We start from the raw sequence: 20,594 nt of genomic DNA, 5'->3' as shown, positions 1-20,594 counted from the left end.
CCGAACAGGAAATTCACATGCCTACACTGATCGAAACGCCAGAACACTTGGGCGACGTGGTACGCCGCACCCGAAAAGCACTCAGCCTGACCCAGCCCCAACTGGCGCTTGCAGCCGGCGTTGGGGTGCGGTTTATTGTTGATCTGGAAGCTGGCAAGCCAACCGTCCGCCTGGAGAACGTCTTGCGGGTTCTTCAGGCGCTGGGGGCAACGCTCAACGTGTCGAGTTCAGAAGACAGCCAGACACAGGCTGACCCGAAATGAGCCGCGTCCTGCAAGTCTGGCTGCTGGGGCAGCACGTCGGGCAGCTTGCACAAGTCGATGGTCGGCTGAACTTTTGCTACTCAACGCAATGGCTGCAATCCGCCAACGCACGCCCACTGTCGCATCACCTGCCCTTGCAGGCAGAGGCTTTTGATGACAAGGCCACCCGCCCCTTCTTTGCCGGCCTTCTGCCTGAAGGTGACAAGCGCAGGCTGATTGCCCAGACCCTGCACGTCTCCCGCCAGAATGACTTTGCCCTGCTTGTTGGCATCGGCGGCGAATGCGCTGGAGCGGTCAGTCTGCTAGAGCCTGGACAACGGCCCGATCTTATCCCATCAGCGCAGGCCGTACGTTGGCTGGACGAGGCAGAGCTGATCGCCATCCTGAACGAACTGCCCCGCCGCCCGATGCTGGCCGGAGAGGAAGGGCTGCGCCTGTCACTGGCAGGAGCGCAGGACAAACTGCCCGTCGTCTTTTCCGAGGGACGCCTCGGCCTACCTCTGCAGAACACACCAAGCTCCCACATTCTCAAGCCGGCCATTCAGGCTGTAGAAGGCAGCGTGTTCAATGAGGGCTTCTGCTTGGCACTCGCAGGACAGATGAAACTGACTGCCGCCAGTGCAGCCATTCACCGAGTGGCTGATCCTCACCGACAAGATGGCGATGAAGATCGGCAGCAAGTTCAAATTCACCGAGGTTCAGGTGCGGCATTGGGAACAGTTTGCACAGGCTGCTGGGCTGTCACCCGCACAGGTCAAAAAGCGGATTCTGACGCTGGCGCGCCAGTTGCCCTCAGAGGCGGCCTCCCTGCGTTCCTTGTTTGCCAAACGGGAATGGGATCACGACATACTCGACGAGATCGTAGGCCTCATCGAACGGCGTTGCCAACTCACCTGCAAGCGTCTTGAAGCCGCTGGGCCTGGTGGCGATGAATGAACCTGAATCCGGCAGTTACCCAGTCGCCGGCAGCGCTGGTGGAGGCATGGGCGGTCCGATGTAGCGCCGGTGCCCGGCCAACAGTCCGAGCATCAGGGTGCCCAGCACTCGCGCTTGTCCGCCTTCGTCCCAGCGCACGTGCAAGCGCCCGCCCAGCGTGTCCACCACCTGCGGCTCGGCCGGCTCACCACCAGCCCCTTGGCGCGAACGCGCTGCAGCGACGAGTACCGATGTGTCGAGCACGATGCGCATGGTTGCGCCAGTATAACCACGTTAACGCCTTCGAGCAAGCTCGGAAAAAACCGGTGCCCGCTGACGGGAAGCGCCGCTGGTGTGGTGTGCGGCTGCCCCCTGTTACCAAGCTACGAATCAAGATGCCGCGCCAAATCCATGCTGTCGTGCAGTACGCGCAGTATCTCGACCTCGCAGGCCGCTTCGTCGACAAAAAACACCAACAGATGCCTACCCTTTCCACCATGACGCGCCACGTGCAGTGTGGCTATGCCATCACCCAATTCAGGGCATTTGCGCACATCTGGCAAGTGCGGCCCTGCATTCAATGCCTCCAAGGCAGCGTTGATGATGTCGGCGTAGATCTCAAGCTGCAACGGCCCAAAGTGCTCAAGCGTCCAGGCAAGAGCCTCTTCAATATCTTGATCGGCTCGATCAGCCAGACGCACCGTCCAGCCACTCATCCGCGTTTCGCCAGCACGCGCTGGCTGATGCCGTGGATGTGTGAGCGCAACGACGCCGCATCGTTGAACTCGATATAGCGCCCGGCCTCGATGTCGGCCCTGCCCACCGCCACGGCCTCGCGCAAGGCGGCGAGTTTGGCGGCTTGCTCGGCCTGCCGCGCCTGAACCAGACGCAAGCCTTCGCGCAGCACCTCGCTGGCGTTCTGGTAGTGGCCAACGGCTACCATGTGCTCAATGAACTTGGCCTGGCTGTCGGTGAGGACGACATTGCGTGTGGGCATGGCTAACTCCAAGACTGGGTTTATGGCGTATTATGCCAGTTGGTGGAAAGCGCCGCTGGTGTGGTGTGCGGCTGCCCCTTGCGGGGCTTGGCTGGGTATCGGGCTTGGGGGCTTGGGGACGGGCCGAAAAACCGTGGTCTGTTCCCTATGACGGTCCCCTATGATGCGCCCGTTGATCCTCGGCATCCAGCCGATCCAAAATCGCCAAGGCCTGCTTCACATCACCCGTTGCGGCCATGGCCCGAAAATGGTTCTCGGTGTCCCATGCCGCCAAGGCCCGCGCGCTGAGTTCCTCTACCAATTTGTTGGTACTCAGGCCACGGCTTTTCGCCAGCGATTTCAAGCGCTGCGCCGTGTCATCCGGCAAGCGTATCGTTAATGTCGTCATTGCCATTGCTCCAGACATTGTGCAGGTGTCAGCACCCGCAGTTGATCAAAGACGAGTTCGCCCCGACCCAGATCACGCACATCTGAGCGGGGTAAAGTTTGGGCTACCCTCACCCCCCGCTCTCCCCCCCGGCGGGAGATGAGTTGGACGTCTGAGGAATCGAGGGCACGTCCGCGCCCTGGGAACCACCCAGCGTTGAAAGCAGGACCGGTCCGGGAATGCGGGGGCAAGATCAGGTCTGCTCCTGACGTTTGTGTGCGTCCACGTAGGAGCGCAAAACGGCGTTGATTTGCGTTTGGTACTTGGTGCCCGGACGTTTGAAGAACTCCAGCACGTCGGCATCCAGGCGCATCGTCACCTGTTGCTTGGCGCGTGGCAGTTTGAGCGTGGCTTTCAGCCAGCCTGTATCGACTTCGGGGGCATCGCTGTAGTCGATCTGGTCGTCTGGCATGGCTGCCACGGCGGCCAAGCGCGCCCTTTGCTGCGCGCTCAGGACGGGCGGCTTGGAGAGGTCAAGCGTGCGCTTGACGGTAGCGCTGTCTTTCCTTTGCATTGGCTTTCCTTGCAGAGATTGTTACAGCAAGCGCCACTGGCACCACCCTCGCCCCCTGCCCTCTCCCGGCGGGAGAGGGGTGAATTCACTTCCCGCGCAGGTAGAGTGTGTCAGGTGACAAATCAATTTGCTCAGACCAAGCCACGGTTCCATTGCGGACATGGGCACGCATGAAAAACCCAGGCTCCTTGAGCGCGGCAAAGGCGGGGTAAGCCAGAAAGGGGCGCATATCCAGACGCCGCACTTCGCCATTCGCAAACTCAGCTTCGATGAAGAACTCGGGCGATGGCAGCACCTTGACCACGTCGGGCGTCATGTTCGGCCTCCTTAACGCAAGGGGTCAATCGGGTAGGGGGTTTGGCCGTTGCTGGCGAATGTGCGGATGATGGTTCTTGGCGGTGTCGAGAGCGTACATCAATACCAGTATGCCGTAGAACATGCTGATGGTGGGCATGGGGCGCGCTCCTCAGGCGGGTAGGTGGATGCTGGCGGCAGCTTAGCACAGGATCGAGAGGGTGTGAGGGCAGATACGGGAACCCTGGCCCCTGCCCTCCCCCGGCGGGAGAGGGGTGAAGGGAAAAAACCGCTGCCCACTGGTGGAAAGCGCCGCTGGTGGGGTGTGCGGCTGCCCCTTGCGGGGCTTGGGGGCTTGGGGGCTTGGGGGCTTGGGGGCTTGGGAAATCAAGGCGCGGGCAGGCACAAGCTGGGGGCTGTGTCCTGTTACCGAGTTGCCGTCATTTCCAGACTCCTGAAAGCGCGCTCGTAAAACACTTGCCCAACGCGCTCGATATGGGCACGCAAGCCGGGGTGCTCAAGCGCGTCGAGCCGCACCAAGTCCACCTGATACGGAATGGGCGATTCGTCCAGCCGTGCGCTCAGGCGCGTTTGTACGTCCAGGGTGACGTCCGGTCCCTGCAGGGCGAGATCGATGTCTGAGCCACGGCGGTAGTTGCCCATGGCGCGCGAGCCAAAAATGATGGCGCGTTGCACCGCTGGCGCCTCAGCCAGGATGCTCCGGATGGCTTCCAGGGTGGCGGCAGGCAGCCCAAAGTCGGCTTCTGTGGCGGGCTGCATGGCTTAGGTTTGCTGCTGCAAACGGGTCTGCAGAGCCAAAAACGCCGGGTAGTAGCGCTGCGCTATGGCTGCAGCCACCGTTTCGGCCACACTCACGTTGTAGGTGTGGCTGGAGAGGTTGCGCTTGTCGATCATGTCCATCCAGGTTTCACCGTCCTCGACCAAACCGCGCTTGAAGGCCTCGCGTACCGTGCTGCGTGAACCCACCAGGCCCTGAATGCCCTCCATTTCCAGGTAGTCCTTGAGCACATTCCAGGCCAGCTCGTGCGTGAACTCAAAGCCCTGAATCAGGCCCTGGCGCTCCAGCTCCGACAAGGGGCGCTGCTGCATCAGGGCCAGCGCCTGGGTGAGTTGCGCCAGGGCGCGCTGGTAGTTGTCGAAGCGCTGGCGCCAGCGCAGTTCGCTTGTCATGGTGCCATGGGGTTGAAGGGCCGAAGTGCCTGCGGGTGTGATGAGCGCTTTGATGACCATTCTAGCGGCGCGGCGGCCGCACGCAAGCGCCCAAGCCGCTGCCAGCAAGCCCTGGTCCTGCCCTTACTGCACATACTGCACATACTGGTTTTGCCCTTGCGCTTGCGCATCGGCTGCGAGCGCGGCGCGGCGGCCGCGTTCGGCGTCGATGCCGTACAGCAGCGCCAGCCCGATCACAAAGTACAGGCCAGTCACGAGCATGGCGCTGCGGTGGTCGCCGCTGGTGAGCCAGGTCACCAGCCCGTAGGTGAGCGGGCCGACGATCGAGGCCAGCATCACGGCCAGCCCCCAGAGCCCAAAAAATTCGGCGCGCTGCGCCGGCGGTGCCAGATAGCCCACCAGCGCCCGCCCGGCCGACTGGCTCGCCCCCAGGCACAGCCCGGCGAGGTTGGCCGCGACCCAGAAACTGGCCGCGCTCTCGCTCGACCAGGCCACCAGCACCATCGCGATCCAGCCCAGCAGCGTGAGCGCAATGCCGCGCACCGGGCCGATGCGGTCTTGCAGGTAGCCAAAACCCAGCGCCCCGATGGCGGCGGTGATGTTGACGACAAAGATCATCATCACCGTCTGCGCGGTGTCAAAACCCATCACCTCCTGGGCGTAGATGGCCGCCAGCGCGATCACCGTCATGATGCCGGCCTGATAAAACACGATGCAGACGATGAAGCGGCGCATGTCCTGGTAGCGGGCCGACTGCCTCCAGGTCTGGGCCACCTGCGCCCACGCCGAGCTGCCAGAGCGCGTTTGCGGCTGCGCGCGCTCGCGCACCAGAAGGAAAAACGGCAGGGCCGTGAGGGCAAACAGGCCCGCCGTGATGAGCAAGGTGACCGGCACGAACTCAGAGGCGGTGTGGCCACGCGCCTGCGCCCAGGTGATGTAGGCCAAGCACAGCGCCAGGCACAGCAAGCCGCCGATGTAGCCCAAGCCCCAGCCCCAACCCGACAGGGTGCCCAGGCGCTGCGGGCGCGCGAGCTCGGGCAAAAAGGCCGCCACCAGATTGCCGCCGGCGCTGAAAAACGCATTCGACAGCACCAGCAGCACCAGCGCCAGCAGCACGCTGCCCGGCCCGGCCCAGCCCAGCGCCGCCGTGGTGAGCACGCAGCCGATGGTGGTCAGCGCCGCCAGTAGCTTTTTGCCGGCGTGTACGTCGGCCCAGGCCCCCAGCACGGGGGCGCTGAGCAGCACCAGCAGATTGGAAAAAGCCAAGGCCGCCGTCCAGGCCAGCGTGGCCCAGGTGGCACCGCCGGCGATACCAGCCACGAAGTAAGCGCCGTAAATGGCCGTGATGACGACCGTGGTGTAGCCCGAGTTGGCAAAGTCGAACATCGCCCAGCCGAAGGCCTCTCGCCGGCGCACGCCGGGCTGCAGCACGGGGCCCAGATTCGTCGCCGCTTCGGGCGTGGGGCTGGAGGGGACGGGGCTCACCACAGCTCCGGTTCGATTTCGAGCCGCACGCCAAAGCGCTCCAGGACGCTGGCTTGGATTGCGGTGGCCAGCGCCATGACCTCGGCGCCGCTGCACGGCTGAAAGGCGTCGCCGCGGTTGACCAGCACCAGCGCCTGTTTTTCGTACACGCCGGCGCGGCCCAGCGTCTGGCCCTTCCAGCCGCAGGCCTCGATCAGCCAGCCAGCCGCGAGCTTGACGCGCCCATCGGGCAGCGGGTAGTGCACCACGGCTGGGTGGCGGGTGCAAATTTCGGCACAGTGCTCGCGGCTGACCAGCGGGTTTTGGAAAAAACTGCCGACGTTGCCGATTGCGGCCGGGTCGGGCAGCTTGGCGCGCCGGATTTGGCACACCCAATCAAAAATCTGCCGCGCCGTGGGTTGCTCCAGGCCGGTCTCGGCCACTTTGCGCTCCAGCTCGAGGTAGCCCAGCACGGGTTGCCAGCGCTTGGGCAGCCAAAAGCGCACCCGCGTGATGAGCCAGCGCCCGGCCAGCCCGTGGTCCGGTGCGCTGCTGCGCTGGCGTTTGAACACCGAGTCGCGGTAGCCGAAACGGCACTGCGCCGCGTCCAGGTTGTGCACTTGGCCGCTGTGCAGATCGACGGCGTCGAGCGAATGAAAGCGGTCTTGCAGCTCGAGCCCGTAGGCGCCGATGTTTTGCACCGGGGCCGCGCCCACCGTGCCGGGGATGAGCGCCAGGTTCTCGAGCCCAAACCAGCCGCGATCCAGCGTCCAGGTGACGAAATCGTGCCAGTTTTCGCCCGCATCGGCCTCCACCAGATAGCCCGCCTCGGTCTCGCGCAGCAGGCGCCGCCCCAGCATTTCGATTTTCAGCACCAGGGGCTCGACGTCGCTGGTGAGCACGATGTTGCTGCCGCCGCCGAGCACGCGCAGGCGCGCGGCGCACCAGCCGGGCTGGCGCACCAGGTCGGGCAGCATCTCGGCTTTGCGCAGCCGCAGCAGGCGCTGCGCCTGTGCCGCGATGCCAAATGTGTTGTGCGGCTGCAAGGCCACGTTTTTCTCGACTAACATCCGGGGATTGTCGCACCCCCGCCTTCACCGCACCGCACCATGCCCTCTTTCGATACCGTCCTCGAGCCCGACCGGGTTGAAATCAAAAACGCCGTCGATCAAACCGCCAAGGAAATCGGCAACCGCTTCGACTTCAAGGGCAGCAGCGCCGCCATCGAGCTCAAGGAAAACGACATCGTTCTGAGCGGCGACAGCGACTTCCAGCTCGCCCAGATCGACGACATCTTGCGCGCCAAGCTGAGCAAGCGCAGCGTCGATGTGCGCTTTCTCGATGCCGGTAAAATCGAAAAAATGGGCGGCGACAAGGTGCGTCAAGTGCTCAAGGTGCGCGAAGGCATTGCCACCGAAGACGGCAAGAAAATCCAGCAAGCCATCAAAGCCAGCAAGCTCAAGCTGCAAGCCGCGATTCAGGGCGAGGCGGTACGCGTCAGCGGCGCCAAGCGCGACGAGCTGCAAGCCGCCATGGCCCTGATCCGCCAAGCCCTGCCCGGCCTGCCCCTGAGCTTCAACAACTTTCGCGATTGAAACCGCCCGCTTGCCAGCCATGAATTTTGCCGCCGCGCCCGACCCCGCCTACGCGCTCATGCGCGAGTGGACGCAGCGCTGGTCCGACCTCGAGAGCGATCTGGCGCAGATGCTGCTGCAGCCGCACGCGCAGCGCGATTTTTGCGCCCGCGTGCAGGCGCTGCAGGCACAAGCCCAGGAGCTGCTGCAAATCGACCCCGACGCCAGCCTGTACTGGTTGCTGCAACTGGCCACCAGCTCCAGCATCGGTTACAGCAGCTCGCACGCGCTGCTGTGCTGGGCCTTGTGCAGGCTGGTGGCGCCCAGCCTCGATTGCCCCGCCGCCAAACAAGACAGCCTGGCGCACGCTGCCCTGACCATGAACATTGGCATGACGCAGCTGCAAAACACCTTGGCGGAACAGGCCATCGAACCCAGCGCCGAGCAACGCGCCGCCATCGACACCCACGCCGCGCGGAGCGCCCAGTGGCTGCGCGAACTCGGTGTCACCGACGCCGACTGGTTGCACACGGTGGAGCAACACCACGAACGCTCTGACGATCTCGACACCCCGACCCGGCTGCTGCAAGCCACCGACCGCTACGCGGCGCAGATCAGCCCGCGCGAAACCCGCGCCGGCCGCTGCGTCACCGATTCGGGCCGGCACGCCTTGCTGGCCCCCCAGGCGGGTGCAGGCAGCGGGGGCAGCGCAGTCAACGCCATCGGCCACGCCCTGCTGCGCACCGTGGGCATTTGCCCGCCGGGCAGCTTTGTGCGCCTCGAAGACGACACCGTCGCCGTGGTGCTGCGCCGCACCACGCAGCCGGGCGCGCCCTGGGTGGCCAGCGTGCTCGATGTCGCCGAGGTGGCGCTGGCCGAACCCACGCTCATCGACACCCGCACCGACGGTTGCGGCATTGCCGCTGCCTTGGTGGCGCAAACGGTGCGGGTGCGGCTCAACCACGCCCGGCTGCTGCACCTGTCGCGCATGGCGCTGGCGCATTAGCTTTTTTTGCGGCCCACCTGACCCTCTTGCCCGGCCAGCAGGCGCTGGATGTTGCCGCTGTGGCGCCACAGCAGCAGGGCACTCATGGCGCTGATGGCAATGCCCAGGGCGGGCTGCATCTGCCACAGGGCGGGCGAACCGAACCAATAGAGCAGCGGCGCCAGCAGCGCCGCCACGATCGCTGCCAGCGAGGAGTAGCGCGTGAGCAACAGCGTCAGCACCCACGACAGCAGCACCAGCAGGCCCAGCCAGGGCTCAAAACCCAGCAGCACCCCGGCGGCGGTGGCCACCCCTTTGCCACCCTGAAAGCGCATGAACACCGGATACACATGGCCGATGAAGGCGGCCAGGCCCACCAGCGCAACCGTGCCCCAGCCCAGCCCCCAATCGGGCCCCCACTGCGCCACCAGCCACACCGGCAACCAGCCCTTGAAGGCGTCGAGCAGCAGCGTGAGCGCCGCCGCCACCTTGTTGCCCGAGCGCAGCACGTTGGTGGCGCCCGGGTTTTGGCTGCCGTAGGTGCGTGGGTCGCTCAAACCCATGAGGCGGCTGATCAGCACCGCAAACGACAGCGAACCGATCAAATACGCCAGCACCAGGGCCGGCAGCCAGAGCCACTCAACAATCATCGTCATCCCTTGCAAAGGCAGCGCCGCATCGGCGCGGGCGGGCTGGTCAATAGGCCGGGTCGCGCTGCTCGAGCCGGATGGCGTCGATGGCTTGCAGCAGCTCGGGCGCCAGCACCGTGCCCCAGGCATCCAGGCAGGCATCGAGCTGCGCCAGCGAGGTGACGCCGATCAAGGTGCTGGCCACCTGCCACTTGGTGTAGCAAAAGGCCAGCGCCATTTGGGTGGGCGCCAGGCCGTGCTCGCGCGCCAGGGCGTTGTAGCGGCGCGCTGCCTGCAGCGCACTGGCGCGGCCCCAGCGCTGCTGGCGCATGCTGGCAAAACGCGCCATGCGGCCCAGCGCCGGGTCGGCGCCCTCGAAGCCGCTGGCATCGTACTTGCCGGTGAGCAGGCCAAAACCGAGCGGCGAATACGCCAGCAGCCCGACCCCAAGGCGGTGCAGGGTTTCGTCAAGCCCGTTTTCTGCGCCGCGGTGGATCAGGCAGTAGGGGTTTTGCACGCTCGCCACGCGCGGCAAGCCATGCTGTTCGGCCAGGCGCACGAACTCGTGCACGCCGTAGGGGGTTTCGTTGGACAGGCCGATGGCGCGCACCTTGCCCTGCTGCACCAGCTGTGCCAGCGCCTGCAACTGCTCGAGTATCGAGGGGCAGGGCCGATCCTTGGACGGGTCGTAGTACAGCGTGCCAAACATCGGCACGTTGCGCGCCGGCCAGTGGATCTGGTACAGGTCGATCGCGTCGGTGCCCAGGCGGCGCAGGCTGCCCTCGCAGGCCGCCACGATCTCGGGCGCCGTCAGGCCGGTGTGCTCGCCCCGAATCCAGCTCATGCCGCGCGCCGGCCCGGCCACTTTGGTGGCCAGCACCAGGCGCTGGCGCACCCCGGGGCGCGCCGCCAGCCACTGGCCGATGATGCGCTCGGTGGCGCCATAGGTTTCGGCCCGCGGCGGCACCGAATACATCTCAGCGGTATCAAAAAAGTTGACCCCGCGCTCGAGCGCCCGGTCCATGATCGCAAAGGCCTCGGCCGCGCCCACTTGCTCGCCAAAAGTCATGGTGCCCAAGCCGATGGCGGGCACTTGCAGGCCGCTTTGGCCGAGGGTGACAATCTTGATGGCCGACATACAAACTCCATTTAAGCCAGCGCTGGTGCCCCGAGCCGGGATCGAACCGGCACGCCGCTTATGCAGCAAGCGGCGGATTTTAAGTCCGCTGTGTCTACCTGTTTCACCATCGGGGCGCAAGCCCACGATTCTAGCCTTCAGGCGGCGCGCGGGCCGCCTTGAAGCAGCGCCAGGTAGGCGCGCCGGGTGGTCGGGGCGATGGCTTCGAGCACCTGCTCGTAGGCGGTGCGGTGGCGCGCCAGCAGGCGAAACGAGGCCACGCTGCGCGATTTGCAGAACCAGTGGCAGGTGTGCTGAAACAGCATCAGCTCGGCCAGCAGCATGTGGGCGCGCGCTTTGGCGCTGCGCCGTTCGTGGTTGGCGGCTGCGGCCTGCACGGCCTCGGCGTGGACGCGCAGCACGGCACGAAAATCGAGCGTGGACTGGGGCAGCCAGCGTTCGATCATGGGCAGGCTGACGCGGCACAGACGGGTTTGCGCGGCCGGCAGCTGGCCGATGTCGGCAGCCAAGTCGCTGAGCTGTTGCGCCAGCTGCCCCTCGGCCTCGGCCAGCGCGGCCCACATCGGGGCGCGGCGCTCGGGGTCGGGCTCGCCGAGGGCACGCAGGTAACCGTGGTTGAGCTGCTCCATCAGCTTTTCGATCTGGTAGCGGCGCAGGTGGCTGCTGAGCAAAGCGATGCGCTCGCGCTCGCTGCGCGCCTTGAGCGTGAAGTAGCCCAGGCCAAACAAAAAAGCGATCAGGAAGGCGTCCATTGGCAGGTCAGGTGTGGTTTGCGCGCTCCACTTGCGGCTTGGCCAGACGTGCGGCAGCGCGCTCGGCGGCGCGTTCGGCCTCGGCTTGCTGGGCGGCGTGCAGCCACTGCGCAAATTGCTGCGGCGTCTCGAGCGTGATGCGACCCAGGGCGGCGCTGCGAAAATCGCTCAACAGCACTTCGGCGGCTTTTTGGCTGTTCAAACGCCCGCCGGCCAGCAGGCAGCCCCGGCGCTGGCCGATGGCTTGCAGCAAGGCATCTTCGGGCATGGCGGCGATCTGCTCGAGCGCTTGCGGCAGCTGATAACGCGCCTGCAGCAGCGCGGCATAAGGCTGGCGCAGCCGCAGCAGCAGCTCCAGCGCCACGCTTTCCTCGTCGTAGGCGTTGCGCCCCACGGCGCCGCTGGCCGCCAGCAGGTAGCCGCTTTCAGGCACGATGATCTTGGGCCACAGCACGCCCGGGGTGTCGTAGAGATAAAAATCATCGGCGAGCAAAATGCGCTGCTCTGCCCGCGTGACCCCGGCTTCATCGGCGACGCGGGTGGCGCGCTTGCCCACCAGGGTGTTGATGAGGGTGGATTTGCCCACGTTGGGGATGCCACCGATGAGCACGCGCATGGGCTTGGCCAGCCCGCCGCGCCTGGGGGCCAGCTCGTGGCAGGCGCCGATCAGGGCGCGCGCCGGCCCGGCCATGCCGGCATCGAGCCCGATGGCGCGGGTGTGGGGCTGGCTTTGGTAGTGCGCCAGCCAGGCCTGCGTTCGGGCTGGGTCGGCCAGATCCTGCTTGTTGAGGATTTTGAGCGTGGGCTTGGGGCCGATCAGGCGCGCCAGCATCGGGTTGGCGCTCGAGCCCGGCAGGCGCGCGTCGAGCAGCTCGATCACCACGTCGATGGACTTGAGGCGCTCGGCGATCGCTTTTTGCGTCGCGTGCATGTGCCCGGGAAACCATTGCACGGCCATGGGATGAGGCTCAGGCGTGTGCGGCCAGCCAGGCGCGCAGCTCGGGCACCGAATGCACCACCTGCAAGGGCCCGAGGGGGTCGAAATGGGCGTGGTCGTGGGCGCCGTAGCTCACGCCCACGCTGGCGCAGCCGGCGTTGCGCGCCATCTGCAAATCGTGCGTGGTGTCGCCGATCATGAGCGTGCGCTCGGGCGCCACGTCGAACGCCTGCATGAGCTCGTGCAGCATCAGCGGATGCGGCTTGCCCGCGGTTTCGTCGGCGGTGCGCGAGCCGTCGAACACCCCTTGCAGCTGCACCGAATGCAGCGCTTGATCGAGGCCGCGGCGGCTTTTGCCGGTGGCCACCGCCAGCAGGTGCTGGCGCTGGCGCAGTTCGGCCAGCAAGGGCAACACGCCCTCGAACAGGGTCAATTCGTGCTGTTGCGCCAGATAATGCTGCTGATAGCGCTGGCCCAGCAGGGGGTAGCGCTCGGGGGGCACGTCGGGGGCGACATGGGCCAGCGCCGACATCAGACCCATGCCGATCACCCAGGCGGCCTGCTCGTCGCTGGGCACGCGGCCGCCGACGTCGCGCACCGCGGCCTGGATCGCGCGCACGATCTGGGCGGTGGAGTTGAACAGGGTGCCGTCCCAGTCGAAGGCAATGAGGTCGAATTGGCGCGGGCGCATGGGACGGGTGGCTGCAAAAAAGAGGAAGGGCGCATTCAAGCGCCCCCGTGGGATCTGCCGGGCCGGTCTGACGCTGCGCCCAAGGCAAAGCGTCGCGCTTGGCAGCAGATTATCGCAGAACCGCCGCCGCTTGCGCCTGGACGGACGGACGCCGCCCGCGCAGCGAGGCGCTCAGATGCGGTAGTCTTCGATGTTCTTGCCTTCGGCCTGCAGGGCCCGCACCCACTCGGGTTTGCGCCCCGGCCCGCCAGACCAGGTTTCGCCGTTGGGGCCTTTGAATTTGGCTGGGGCTTTGGCGCGGGCACCGGCTTTGCGCGCTGCGGCACCCAAGTCTTCGAGCGTAATGCCGTGCTCTTTCATGGTGGCCTTGATGCCCAGAATGACGTTGTTCAATTCCTGCTTGCGCACCTGCTCGGCTTGCAGCAGCAGGGCTTCGGCTTGGGCTTTGAGTTCGGCGTAAGTGGCCATATCGAGATTCCTTTAAACGAAGGTTAACGAGAGTTCCGATTGTAATCACAAAAACCGCTGGCAATCGGCCCAGAGCAACAAATCGGCCGGCAAAGGCGCCTGCAGTTGCACTTCCTGCCCCAGCACGGGGTGCGTGAAGCGCAATTGCCAGGCGTGCAGAAACATGCGCTTGCCGCCCAGTTTCTGCAAGTCGCGGTTCCAGCCAAAATCGCCGTATTTGTCGTCACCGGCAATCGGATGCCCGGCGTGCGCCAAATGCACCCGAATCTGGTGCGTGCGCCCGGTCTTAATGGTCACGGCCAGCAGCGTGGCCACTTGTGCGGCACCGCTTTCGCTGGCGCCAGCCAACGTCAGTTGCCCCAACACCTGCACCAGACTGATCGCGCGCAGGCCCTGCGGATCGTGCGCATCGGTGACGCGCACCCGGCGTTCGCCGTCGGGCAGCAAATACTTGTGCAAGGGCCAGTCGAGCACTTTGAGCCGGGCCGGCCATTGGCCCTTGACCAGCGCCAGGTAGCTTTTGCCCATGCTGCGCTGGCGCAATTGCTCTTGCAACAGACGCAGCACGCTGCGCTTTTTGGCCACCAGCAAGATCCCGCTGGTTTCGCGATCCAGGCGGTGTACCAGTTCCAGCAGCGGCGCCTGCGGGCGCGCGCGGCGCAACTGCTCGATGACGCCAAACGACACCCCGCTGCCCCCGTGCACGGCCACCCCGGCGGGCTTGTCGATGGCCAGCAGGGCGTCGTCTTCGTAGAGCAGCGGAAACTCGCGCGCTGGCGCCGCCGTCGCCGCCAGCGCCAATGCGGGCTGGGCGGGCGCCGCCAGGCGCAAGGGCGGGATGCGCAGCACATCGCCAGCGGCCACGCGGCTGTCGGCCTGCACCCGGCCCTTGTTGCGCCGCACCTCGCCCGAGCGGATGAGGCGGTAGATCAGGCTTTTGGGCGCCCCCTTGAGCTCACGCAGCAGGTAGTTGTCGAGCCGCTGACCGTCGGATTCGGCATCGACCACGAGCAGGCGCACGGCAGGGCTGGGATGGTTTATAATGGTTGCCACCTGAGTCGATGGGTGAGTGTATGGCATGCCTTCGAGCAAGCCTTTGAGGCAGCCTTGAATTTTAAGGCACCGCCACCCCCGGCTCGGTGACAAGTCGCCAGCCCTGCCCTTTCGTGCCGCCCCGCACAGGCTGCAGCAAAGCCGCCCACAGCGGCCGCACGAACCGCAGGATGGGTCAGCACAAACGAAGCGAACCCGATACGGAATACCCCAAACGTGCAGCCCGCGTCCTTGCGCCGCAGGCTGCATGCGGACCAAAGTGAAACCAAAGCCCCACTGGCATACGCTGTGACAGCCCACCACTGGCCCCCTTTGCTCACCGCCCTCCACGCGCCCATGCCTGGGCAGGTCTGAGGCTGCGCGGCTGCGCTCCAGCAGCCGATTGCGCAGCCCCCGCTTGCGCCCGGGATCTCCGGCAATTCCTCCTCGTTCGCTCGCCGCACGCTGGCCGCTGGCCGTGCGCCCCGCTTTTGGGGCATGGTGTGTGCAAGTCAGAGGAAAATTCATGAAACGCATGTTGATCAACGCCACGCAAGCCGAAGAGCGGCGGCTGGCCATCGTCGATGGGCAAAAACTGCTCGACTACGAAATCGAGATCGAAGGGCGCGAGCAGCGCAAGGGCAATATCTACAAGGCCGTGGTCACGCGCGTCGAGCCCTCGCTCGAAGCCTGCTTCGTGGACTACGGCGAAGAGCGCCAGGGCTTTCTGCCCTTCAAGGAAATCGGGCGCCAATACTTCCAGGGCAATACCGCGCCGGCGCAAGCGCGCATTCAGGACGTGATCAAAGAGGGCCAGGAACTGCTGGTGCAGATCGAAAAAGAGGAGCGCGGCAACAAAGGGGCGGCGCTCACCACCTTCGTCAGCCTCGCCGGGCGCTACGTGGTGCTGATGCCCAACAACCCGCGCGGCGGCGGCGTGAGCCGGCGCATCGAAGGCGACGAGCGGGCCGAACTCAAAGCAGTGCTCGATCAACTCGACTACCCGGGTGGCATGAGCATCATCGCGCGCACCGCCGGCATTGGGCGCGAGGCGGGTGAATTGCAATGGGATTTGAACTACCTGCTCAAGCTCTGGAACGCCATCGACGGCGCCGCCAAGGCCGGCAAGGGCGCGTTCCTGATTTACCAGGAATCGAGCCTGGTGATACGCGCCATCCGCGATTATTTCAACACCCAGATCGGTGAGATCCTGATCGACACCGACGACATCTACGAACAGGCGCACCAGTTCATGAGCCACGTGATGCCCGAGCAGGGGCATCGGGTGAAACGCTACCGCGACGACGCGCCGCTGTTTTCGCGCTTCCAGATCGAGCACCAGATCGAAACCGCCTACAGCCGCACGGTGCAACTGCCCAGCGGCGGCGCGATCGTCATCGACCAGACCGAAGCGCTGGTGGCGGTCGATGTGAACTCGGCGCGCGCCATCAAGGGCGGCGACATCGAGGAAACCGCGCTGCGCACCAACCTCGAAGCCGCCGACGAAGTGGCGCGCCAGGCGCGGCTGCGCGATTTGGGCGGCCTGCTGGTGATCGACTTCATCGACATGGAAGAATCGCGCAACCGGCGCGAAGTGGAAAACCGCCTGCGCGACGCGCTGCGCCAAGACCGCGCCCGGGTGCAGTTCAGCGCCATCAGCAAGTTTGGCCTGCTCGAAATGAGCCGCCAGCGCCTGCGCCCCACGCTGTCCGAAGGCGCCTCCATCCCCTGCCCGCGCTGCGGTGGCTCGGGCCACATCCGCGACACCGAGAGGCTCGGCGCTGCAGATCCTGCGCGTGATCCAGGAAGAATCGCTCAAGGACGGCACCGCCGCCGTGTTCGTGCAGGTGCCGGTCGAGGTGGCGAGCTTCTTGCTCAACGAAAAGCGCACCGAGATCACCAAGATCGAACTGCGCCAGCGCATCAACGTGCTGCTGGTGCCCAACAAGTCGCTCGACACGCCGCACTACAAGCTCGAGCGCCTCAAGCACGACGACCCGCGCCTCGACAAACTCGACGCCAGCTACCGGCTGGCCGAGGAGATCGACGACGTGGCCACCGTGACCCGGCGCAGCCACGAGCGCGCCAACAAGCAAGAGCCGCTGATCAAGGGCGTGCTGCCCGACGGCCCGGCCCCGCAGGTCGCGGTCAAGGCCGGCACGGGCGCTGGCGCAGCCGGTGCGGCTGCGGCGGTGCCTCATGCACCCGCTGCGACACCCACCCCCGCAGCCAGCGCGGGCGCAGCCGCGCGCAGCGCGCCGGCCGCCGCCTCGAGCGGCTTCATGGCGTGGTTCAAGCGCTTGCTGGGCTTGGCACCGGCCCCCGAGGCTGCGCCTGCAGCGGCACCGGCGGCCACGCGCGCCGCAGCAGCCGGCTCTGCGGCCACCAAGACAGAGCCGCCCCGCAGCCCACGCGGCGGCGGTAGCGGCAGCGGCCGTGGACGCGGTGAGCGCGGCGGTGAGCGCGGCGGTGAGCGCGGTGAGCGTTCTGAGCGCAGCAACCGCGCCGAAGGCGCTGCCGAAGCCGGTGCGCGCGCTGGCGAAGGCCGCCGCACCGAGCGCACCGAGCGCACCGAGCGCACCGAGCGTCCTGGCCGCAGCGAAGGGCGCGCAGAGGGCCGTGTCGAGGGCGCCACCGAAGGCCGCGCCGAGCGCGGTGGCGCACGCACCGAAGCCGGCGAGCGGCCCGAGCGCAGCGAAAGCCGCCGCTCCGGCCGCCCAGAGCGCGGCGAACGCAGTGAGCGGCCCGAGCGCGAGGGACGCCCAGTCAACACCGGCACCGAAGCCCCGCTGCCCAGCGCCAGCGGCGAAGCAGACGGCCAGGCCAGCACCAGCGCACCCGCCGACCACGCGCGGCGCGAGCGCAGCCGGGGTGGACGCGGCGAGGGCCGACGCAGCGCCGCCGCAGCCGATGCGGCCAATGCCAGCGCACCCTTTGCCGACCCAAGCGACGCCGATGCCAGCGCCCAGCCCGCCTCGGTCGAGGACGCGGTCGCCCAAGAAAACGGCTCCAGCCAGCCAGCGGGCGAACGCGAGCACGAGGGCACGGGTGGGCGCCGCCGCAGCCGCGACCGCTTCGGCCGCGACCGACGCGAACGCGCCGCCGGCACTGAAGGCACCGAGGGCAGCGCTGGCACCGAGGCCAGCACCGACAGCCCAGAGCGCGCCGCAGCCCTGGCCACGGTCGCCGCCACAGCCAGTGCCGCCAGCGCCGCCACCGAGCCCAGCGAGGACGAGGACGCCGCACCGGCACGCTCGTACTTCAACCGGCCCAGCAGCCAGCCCGCGCCGGCAGCACCGGCACCGGCCGCAGCCCCCCCAGCCCATGCCCCAGCCCCAGCCCCAGCCCCAGCCCCAGCCCCAGCTGCAGCTGCAGCCGCAGCCAGCGCCCCCTTCGCGCTGCCGCTGGCCGAGCTCGAGGCGCTGGCCAGCCAGGCCGGCCTGCAATGGGTGCAGTCCGACCCGGCCCGCATCGAGCAGGCCCGCGCCGCCAGCGCCGCTCTGGTGCCGGCGCCGCAGGTGCCGCGCCAGCCCAAGCCAGTGCAACTGCCCGACGACGGACCGCTGGTGCTGGTCGAAACCCGCCGCGACCTGCGCCAACTGGTGCTGCCACACGAACAGTGAGGTCGTGCCCCTGCGCTTGGCGCTGCGCGCTCGCGCCGTCCCGGAGGGGGCGCCAAGCGCCTTGGGGCGGCCCGGCGGCGCTTTTTGAACTTAATCCGGCGGTACGACTCAGGTTTTGACGCGCATCAAGACCCGTGTCACCCGCCGGCGCTATCCTGTTGCCCCATGAACACTGCCACCCCAGAGCCGACCACCAGTCCGACCGCACCCAGCGCGCCCGCGCGCGAGTTCCCGCCCGTGCCCGATCTGCAATGGTCCGAGGCGCTGCAAACCGGCGACGCGCGCATGGACGCCACGCACCAGGAAATGGTGGAGATGCTGGCGCACCTGCGCGCCCTGCCACCCGAGCAGCAGCTCGAACCCTACCGCGCCCTGCTTGCGCACACCACCGAGCACTTCGCCCAAGAAGACCGCTGGATGCTGGCCAGCGGCTTCACCGCCGACAACTGCCACAGCCTGCAGCACCGAAGCGTGCTCGACACCCTGATCGCCGTCGAAGCGCACTTTCACCAGGGCGACCGCAGCATCATCACCCGCATGGCCGAGGCGCTGGTCGAGTGGCTGCCCCTGCACGCGCAGAGCATGGACGCCGGGCTGGCGCAGCACCTGCAGGCGCTGCAATTCGACACCCAGACCGAAACCCTGCCCGACCCCTCCCGGGTGCGCCCGGCGAGCATGAGCGGTTGCGGCAGCATCAGTTGCAGCTAAGCCCCCATGACCGAGCGCAAACCCACCAGCCCCCTGACCGAGGTCCTGATCGCGGTCATCGTGCCGTCGATCATCCTGATGCAGCTCAGCGGCCCAGAAGACCTCGGGCCCGTCAACGCGCTGCTGTTGGCGCTGGCTTTTCCGCTCGGTTGGGGCGCGCGCGACCTGTGGCTGCAAAGCCGCATCAACCCCTTTGCCGTGCTGGGTCTGGTCAGCATCGGGCTCACTGGCGGCATCGGGCTGCTCGAGCTCGACGCCTTCTGGCTCGCGGTCAAAGAGGCCGCCATCCCGGGCCTGATCGGTTTGGTGGTCATCGGCTCCACCTGGACCCGTTACCCGCTCATCCGCACCGTGCTCTACCACCCGCGGCTGATCGACGTCGAGCGCGTGCAGGCGCAGTTGCAGCTGCGCGGTGCCCAAGCCGAATTTGAGGCCCGCCTGCTGCGCGCCACCTGGATGCTGGGCGCCACTTTCTTCTTTTCGGCCACCATGAACTTCATTCTGGCGCGCTGGATCGTGGTCAGCCCGGCCGGCACCACCGCCTTCAACGAAGAGCTCGGGCGCCTCACGCTCCTGAGCTACCCCATGATCGCCATCCCGGCCACGCTCATGATGCTGCTGGTGCTCTACTACATCGGGCGCGCCATCCACCAGCTCACCGGGCTCAAGCTGACCGAGTGCCTGCACACGGCGCAGTAAGCCCCCTCCTGCGCGACGGCAGCGCCATATTTCACGCCCTAGCAGCCGCTTTTCAACAGCCCGGAGCGGCCTTTGCTGCCCCCGGGCGCTATCATGCGGGATCCATCACAGCGAGACCCGCCCATGACCGTCATCACCTGCGTCGAAGACCTGCGCCGCTTGGCCCAGAAGCGCGTGCCGCGCATGTTTTACGACTACGCCGACAGCGGCTCGTGGACCGAGAGCACCTACCGCGCCAACGAGGCCGACTTCGTGCCCATCAAGCTGCGCCAGCGCGTGGCGGTCAATATGGAGGGCCGCAGCACCCGCAGCACCCTGATCGGCCAGCAAGTGGCGATGCCGGTCGCGCTCGCCCCCACCGGCCTGACCGGCATGCAACACGCCGACGGCGAAATCCTTGCCGCACGCGCCGCGCGCGCCTTCGGCGTGCCGTTCACGCTCTCGACCATGAGCATCTGTTCGATCGAAGACGTGGCCGCGCACGCCGGCCCGGGTTTCTGGTTTCAGCTCTACGTGATGCGCGACCGCGACTTCATCGCCCGCCTGATCGACCGCGCCAAGGCCGCCGGCTGCTCGGCGCTGATGCTGACGCTGGATCTGCAAATTCTGGGCCAGCGCCACAAAGACCTCAAGAACGGCCTCTCGGCCCCGCCCAAACCCACCCTGGCCAGCGTGCTCGATCTGCTCACCAAACCGCGCTGGTGCCTGAAGATGGCGGGCACCAGACGGCGCCAGTTCGGCAACATCGTCGGCCACGTCAAGGGCGTGAGCGATATGTCGCAGCTCAGCGCCTGGACGGCGCAGCAGTTCGACCCCGGCCTGAACTGGGCCGACGTGGAGTGGGTCAAGCAGCGCTGGGGCGGCAAACTCATCCTCAAGGGCATACAGGACGAAGCCGACGCCCGGCTGGCGGTGCAATCGGGCGCCGACGCGCTGATCGTGAGCAACCACGGCGGGCGCCAGCTCGACGGCGCCGAGAGCAGCATCCACGCCCTGCCCAGGATCGTGGCGGCCGTGGGCTCGCAGATCGAGGTGCACATGGACGGCGGCATCCGCAGCGGCCAGGACGTGCTCAAGGCGCGCGCACTCGGGGCCCGTGGCACCTACATCGGCCGCGCCTTCCTCTACGGCCTGGGCGCCCAGGGCCAAGCCGGCGTGAGCAAGGTGCTGGAGTTGATCCACAAAGAGCTGGAGCTCAGCATGGCCTTCACGGGCCACACCGACATCGACACCGTGGACCGCTCCATCCTGCTGCCCGGCACCTACCCGGTGGCCTGAGAGAGGCAGAGCGGC

General features: G+C 66.8%; 24 protein-coding genes, 1 tRNA gene and 1 pseudogene. 8 read left to right on the top strand and 18 right to left on the bottom strand.

All coding sequences use genetic code 11. The annotated features are described in order from the left end of the window. Positions 1-17: 17 nt before the first annotated feature. Both AAAZ40_RS05645 and AAAZ40_RS05640 read left to right on the top strand, forming a co-directional pair. Positions 18-263 carry a helix-turn-helix transcriptional regulator gene (locus tag AAAZ40_RS05645; RefSeq protein WP_476661574.1) on the top strand — a complete coding sequence of 82 codons (246 nt, stop codon included), beginning with the start codon at positions 18-20 and terminating at the stop codon, positions 261-263. Further along, on the top strand, positions 260-1,171 hold the full coding sequence (locus AAAZ40_RS05640) for a HipA N-terminal domain-containing protein (protein WP_476661573.1): 912 nt from the start codon (positions 260-262) through the stop codon (positions 1,169-1,171). The genes AAAZ40_RS05645 and AAAZ40_RS05640 overlap by 4 nt, the downstream gene beginning before the upstream one ends. A 43-nt stretch (positions 1,172-1,214) precedes the next feature. On the opposite strand, the gene AAAZ40_RS05635 is transcribed toward AAAZ40_RS05640, so the two are convergent. The 10 genes from AAAZ40_RS05635 to murB form a co-directional block, all read right to left on the bottom strand. Beyond that, positions 1,215-1,451 carry a hypothetical protein gene (locus AAAZ40_RS05635; protein ID WP_476661572.1) on the bottom strand — a complete coding sequence of 79 codons (237 nt, stop codon included), beginning with the start codon at positions 1,449-1,451 and terminating at the stop codon, positions 1,215-1,217. A gap of 110 nt (positions 1,452-1,561) precedes the next feature. Then, positions 1,562-1,894, bottom strand: coding sequence for a type II toxin-antitoxin system RelE/ParE family toxin (locus AAAZ40_RS05630; protein WP_476661571.1), 333 nt, complete (start codon positions 1,892-1,894; stop codon positions 1,562-1,564). Continuing rightward, positions 1,891-2,175: a type II toxin-antitoxin system ParD family antitoxin gene (locus AAAZ40_RS05625; RefSeq protein ID WP_476661570.1), complete on the bottom strand. Its 285-nt coding sequence runs from the start codon at positions 2,173-2,175 to the stop codon at positions 1,891-1,893. Before AAAZ40_RS05625 ends, AAAZ40_RS05630 begins: the two co-directional genes overlap by 4 nt. A 145-nt stretch (positions 2,176-2,320) precedes the next feature. After that, entirely contained in the window at positions 2,321-2,563 is a 243-nt protein-coding gene (locus AAAZ40_RS05620; protein WP_476661569.1) for a ribbon-helix-helix protein, CopG family, read from the bottom strand. 232 nt (positions 2,564-2,795) lie between these two features. Then, positions 2,796-3,116: a BrnA antitoxin family protein gene (locus AAAZ40_RS05615; RefSeq protein ID WP_476661568.1), complete on the bottom strand. Its 321-nt coding sequence runs from the start codon at positions 3,114-3,116 to the stop codon at positions 2,796-2,798. An 85-nt stretch (positions 3,117-3,201) separates the two neighbouring features. Continuing rightward, positions 3,202-3,432 carry a DUF2442 domain-containing protein gene (locus AAAZ40_RS05610; RefSeq protein ID WP_476661567.1) on the bottom strand — a complete coding sequence of 77 codons (231 nt, stop codon included), beginning with the start codon at positions 3,430-3,432 and terminating at the stop codon, positions 3,202-3,204. A gap of 404 nt (positions 3,433-3,836) precedes the next feature. After that, a complete protein-coding gene (locus AAAZ40_RS05605; protein ID WP_476661566.1) occupies positions 3,837-4,190 on the bottom strand; it encodes a nucleotidyltransferase domain-containing protein in 354 nt (117 codons plus the stop codon). A gap of 3 nt (positions 4,191-4,193) precedes the next feature. Then, positions 4,194-4,601 (bottom strand): nucleotidyltransferase substrate binding protein, encoded by a 408-nt coding sequence (locus AAAZ40_RS05600; protein ID WP_476661565.1) that lies wholly within the window; start codon positions 4,599-4,601, stop codon positions 4,194-4,196. A 123-nt stretch (positions 4,602-4,724) separates the two neighbouring features. Then, positions 4,725-6,089, bottom strand: a complete 1,365-nt coding sequence (locus AAAZ40_RS05595) for an MFS transporter (RefSeq protein ID WP_476661564.1) — start codon at positions 6,087-6,089, stop codon at positions 4,725-4,727. Next, positions 6,083-7,135 (bottom strand): UDP-N-acetylmuramate dehydrogenase, encoded by a 1,053-nt coding sequence (gene murB / locus AAAZ40_RS05590; RefSeq protein ID WP_476661563.1) that lies wholly within the window; start codon positions 7,133-7,135, stop codon positions 6,083-6,085. The genes AAAZ40_RS05595 and murB overlap by 7 nt, the downstream gene beginning before the upstream one ends. Positions 7,136-7,174: 39 nt before the next feature. On the opposite strand from murB, the gene AAAZ40_RS05585 reads away from it, so the two are divergent. Both AAAZ40_RS05585 and AAAZ40_RS05580 read left to right on the top strand, forming a co-directional pair. Continuing rightward, positions 7,175-7,660 (top strand): YajQ family cyclic di-GMP-binding protein, encoded by a 486-nt coding sequence (locus tag AAAZ40_RS05585; protein ID WP_476661562.1) that lies wholly within the window; start codon positions 7,175-7,177, stop codon positions 7,658-7,660. A gap of 19 nt (positions 7,661-7,679) precedes the next feature. Then, positions 7,680-8,645 carry an HD-GYP domain-containing protein gene (locus tag AAAZ40_RS05580; protein WP_476661561.1) on the top strand — a complete coding sequence of 322 codons (966 nt, stop codon included), beginning with the start codon at positions 7,680-7,682 and terminating at the stop codon, positions 8,643-8,645. Here the strand turns inward: AAAZ40_RS05580 and plsY are convergent. The 8 genes from plsY to AAAZ40_RS05540 form a co-directional block, all read right to left on the bottom strand. Continuing rightward, positions 8,642-9,274, bottom strand: coding sequence for a glycerol-3-phosphate 1-O-acyltransferase PlsY (plsY, locus tag AAAZ40_RS05575; protein WP_476661695.1), 633 nt, complete (start codon positions 9,272-9,274; stop codon positions 8,642-8,644). The genes AAAZ40_RS05580 and plsY overlap by 4 nt on opposite strands. A gap of 46 nt (positions 9,275-9,320) precedes the next feature. Next, complete coding sequence (locus tag AAAZ40_RS05570) at positions 9,321-10,391, bottom strand: aldo/keto reductase (RefSeq protein WP_476661560.1); 1,071 nt, start codon at positions 10,389-10,391, stop codon at positions 9,321-9,323. Between the two features lie 23 nt (positions 10,392-10,414). Then, positions 10,415-10,507: transfer RNA gene (locus AAAZ40_RS05565), tRNA-Leu, on the bottom strand. A gap of 21 nt (positions 10,508-10,528) precedes the next feature. Then, on the bottom strand, positions 10,529-11,143 hold the full coding sequence (locus AAAZ40_RS05560; RefSeq protein ID WP_476661559.1) for a hypothetical protein: 615 nt from the start codon (positions 11,141-11,143) through the stop codon (positions 10,529-10,531). 7 nt (positions 11,144-11,150) lie between these two features. Continuing rightward, positions 11,151-12,101: a ribosome biogenesis GTPase YlqF gene (gene ylqF, locus AAAZ40_RS05555; RefSeq protein ID WP_476661558.1), complete on the bottom strand. Its 951-nt coding sequence runs from the start codon at positions 12,099-12,101 to the stop codon at positions 11,151-11,153. 10 nt (positions 12,102-12,111) lie between these two features. After that, the gene (locus AAAZ40_RS05550) at positions 12,112-12,771 is read right to left on the bottom strand and encodes an HAD family hydrolase (RefSeq protein ID WP_476661557.1); all 660 of its coding nucleotides are present in this window, start codon (positions 12,769-12,771) and stop codon (positions 12,112-12,114) included. A 171-nt stretch (positions 12,772-12,942) separates the two neighbouring features. Continuing rightward, on the bottom strand, positions 12,943-13,239 hold the full coding sequence (locus AAAZ40_RS05545) for an H-NS histone family protein (RefSeq protein ID WP_476661556.1): 297 nt from the start codon (positions 13,237-13,239) through the stop codon (positions 12,943-12,945). 45 nt (positions 13,240-13,284) lie between these two features. Continuing rightward, complete coding sequence (locus AAAZ40_RS05540) at positions 13,285-14,319, bottom strand: RluA family pseudouridine synthase (protein WP_476661555.1); 1,035 nt, start codon at positions 14,317-14,319, stop codon at positions 13,285-13,287. Between the two features lie 478 nt (positions 14,320-14,797). Here AAAZ40_RS05540 and AAAZ40_RS05535 point away from each other — a divergent pair. The 4 genes and pseudogenes from AAAZ40_RS05535 (at position 14,798) to AAAZ40_RS05520 (ending at position 20,579) form a co-directional block, all read left to right on the top strand. After that, a pseudogene (locus AAAZ40_RS05535) lies at positions 14,798-17,894 on the top strand (Rne/Rng family ribonuclease). A gap of 165 nt (positions 17,895-18,059) precedes the next feature. Beyond that, positions 18,060-18,602 carry a bacteriohemerythrin gene (locus AAAZ40_RS05530; protein ID WP_476661554.1) on the top strand — a complete coding sequence of 181 codons (543 nt, stop codon included), beginning with the start codon at positions 18,060-18,062 and terminating at the stop codon, positions 18,600-18,602. Positions 18,603-18,608: 6 nt separating this feature from the next. Then, positions 18,609-19,301, top strand: coding sequence for a VC0807 family protein (locus tag AAAZ40_RS05525; protein WP_045534823.1), 693 nt, complete (start codon positions 18,609-18,611; stop codon positions 19,299-19,301). A 123-nt stretch (positions 19,302-19,424) separates the two neighbouring features. Further along, positions 19,425-20,579, top strand: a complete 1,155-nt coding sequence (locus AAAZ40_RS05520; RefSeq protein WP_476661553.1) for an alpha-hydroxy acid oxidase — start codon at positions 19,425-19,427, stop codon at positions 20,577-20,579. The last annotated feature ends 15 nt before the right edge of the window (positions 20,580-20,594 follow it).

It is taken from the genome of Serpentinimonas sp. SMBJO2, from assembly GCF_056341105.1.
This window is presented reverse-complemented; position numbering and strand designations above follow the sequence as displayed.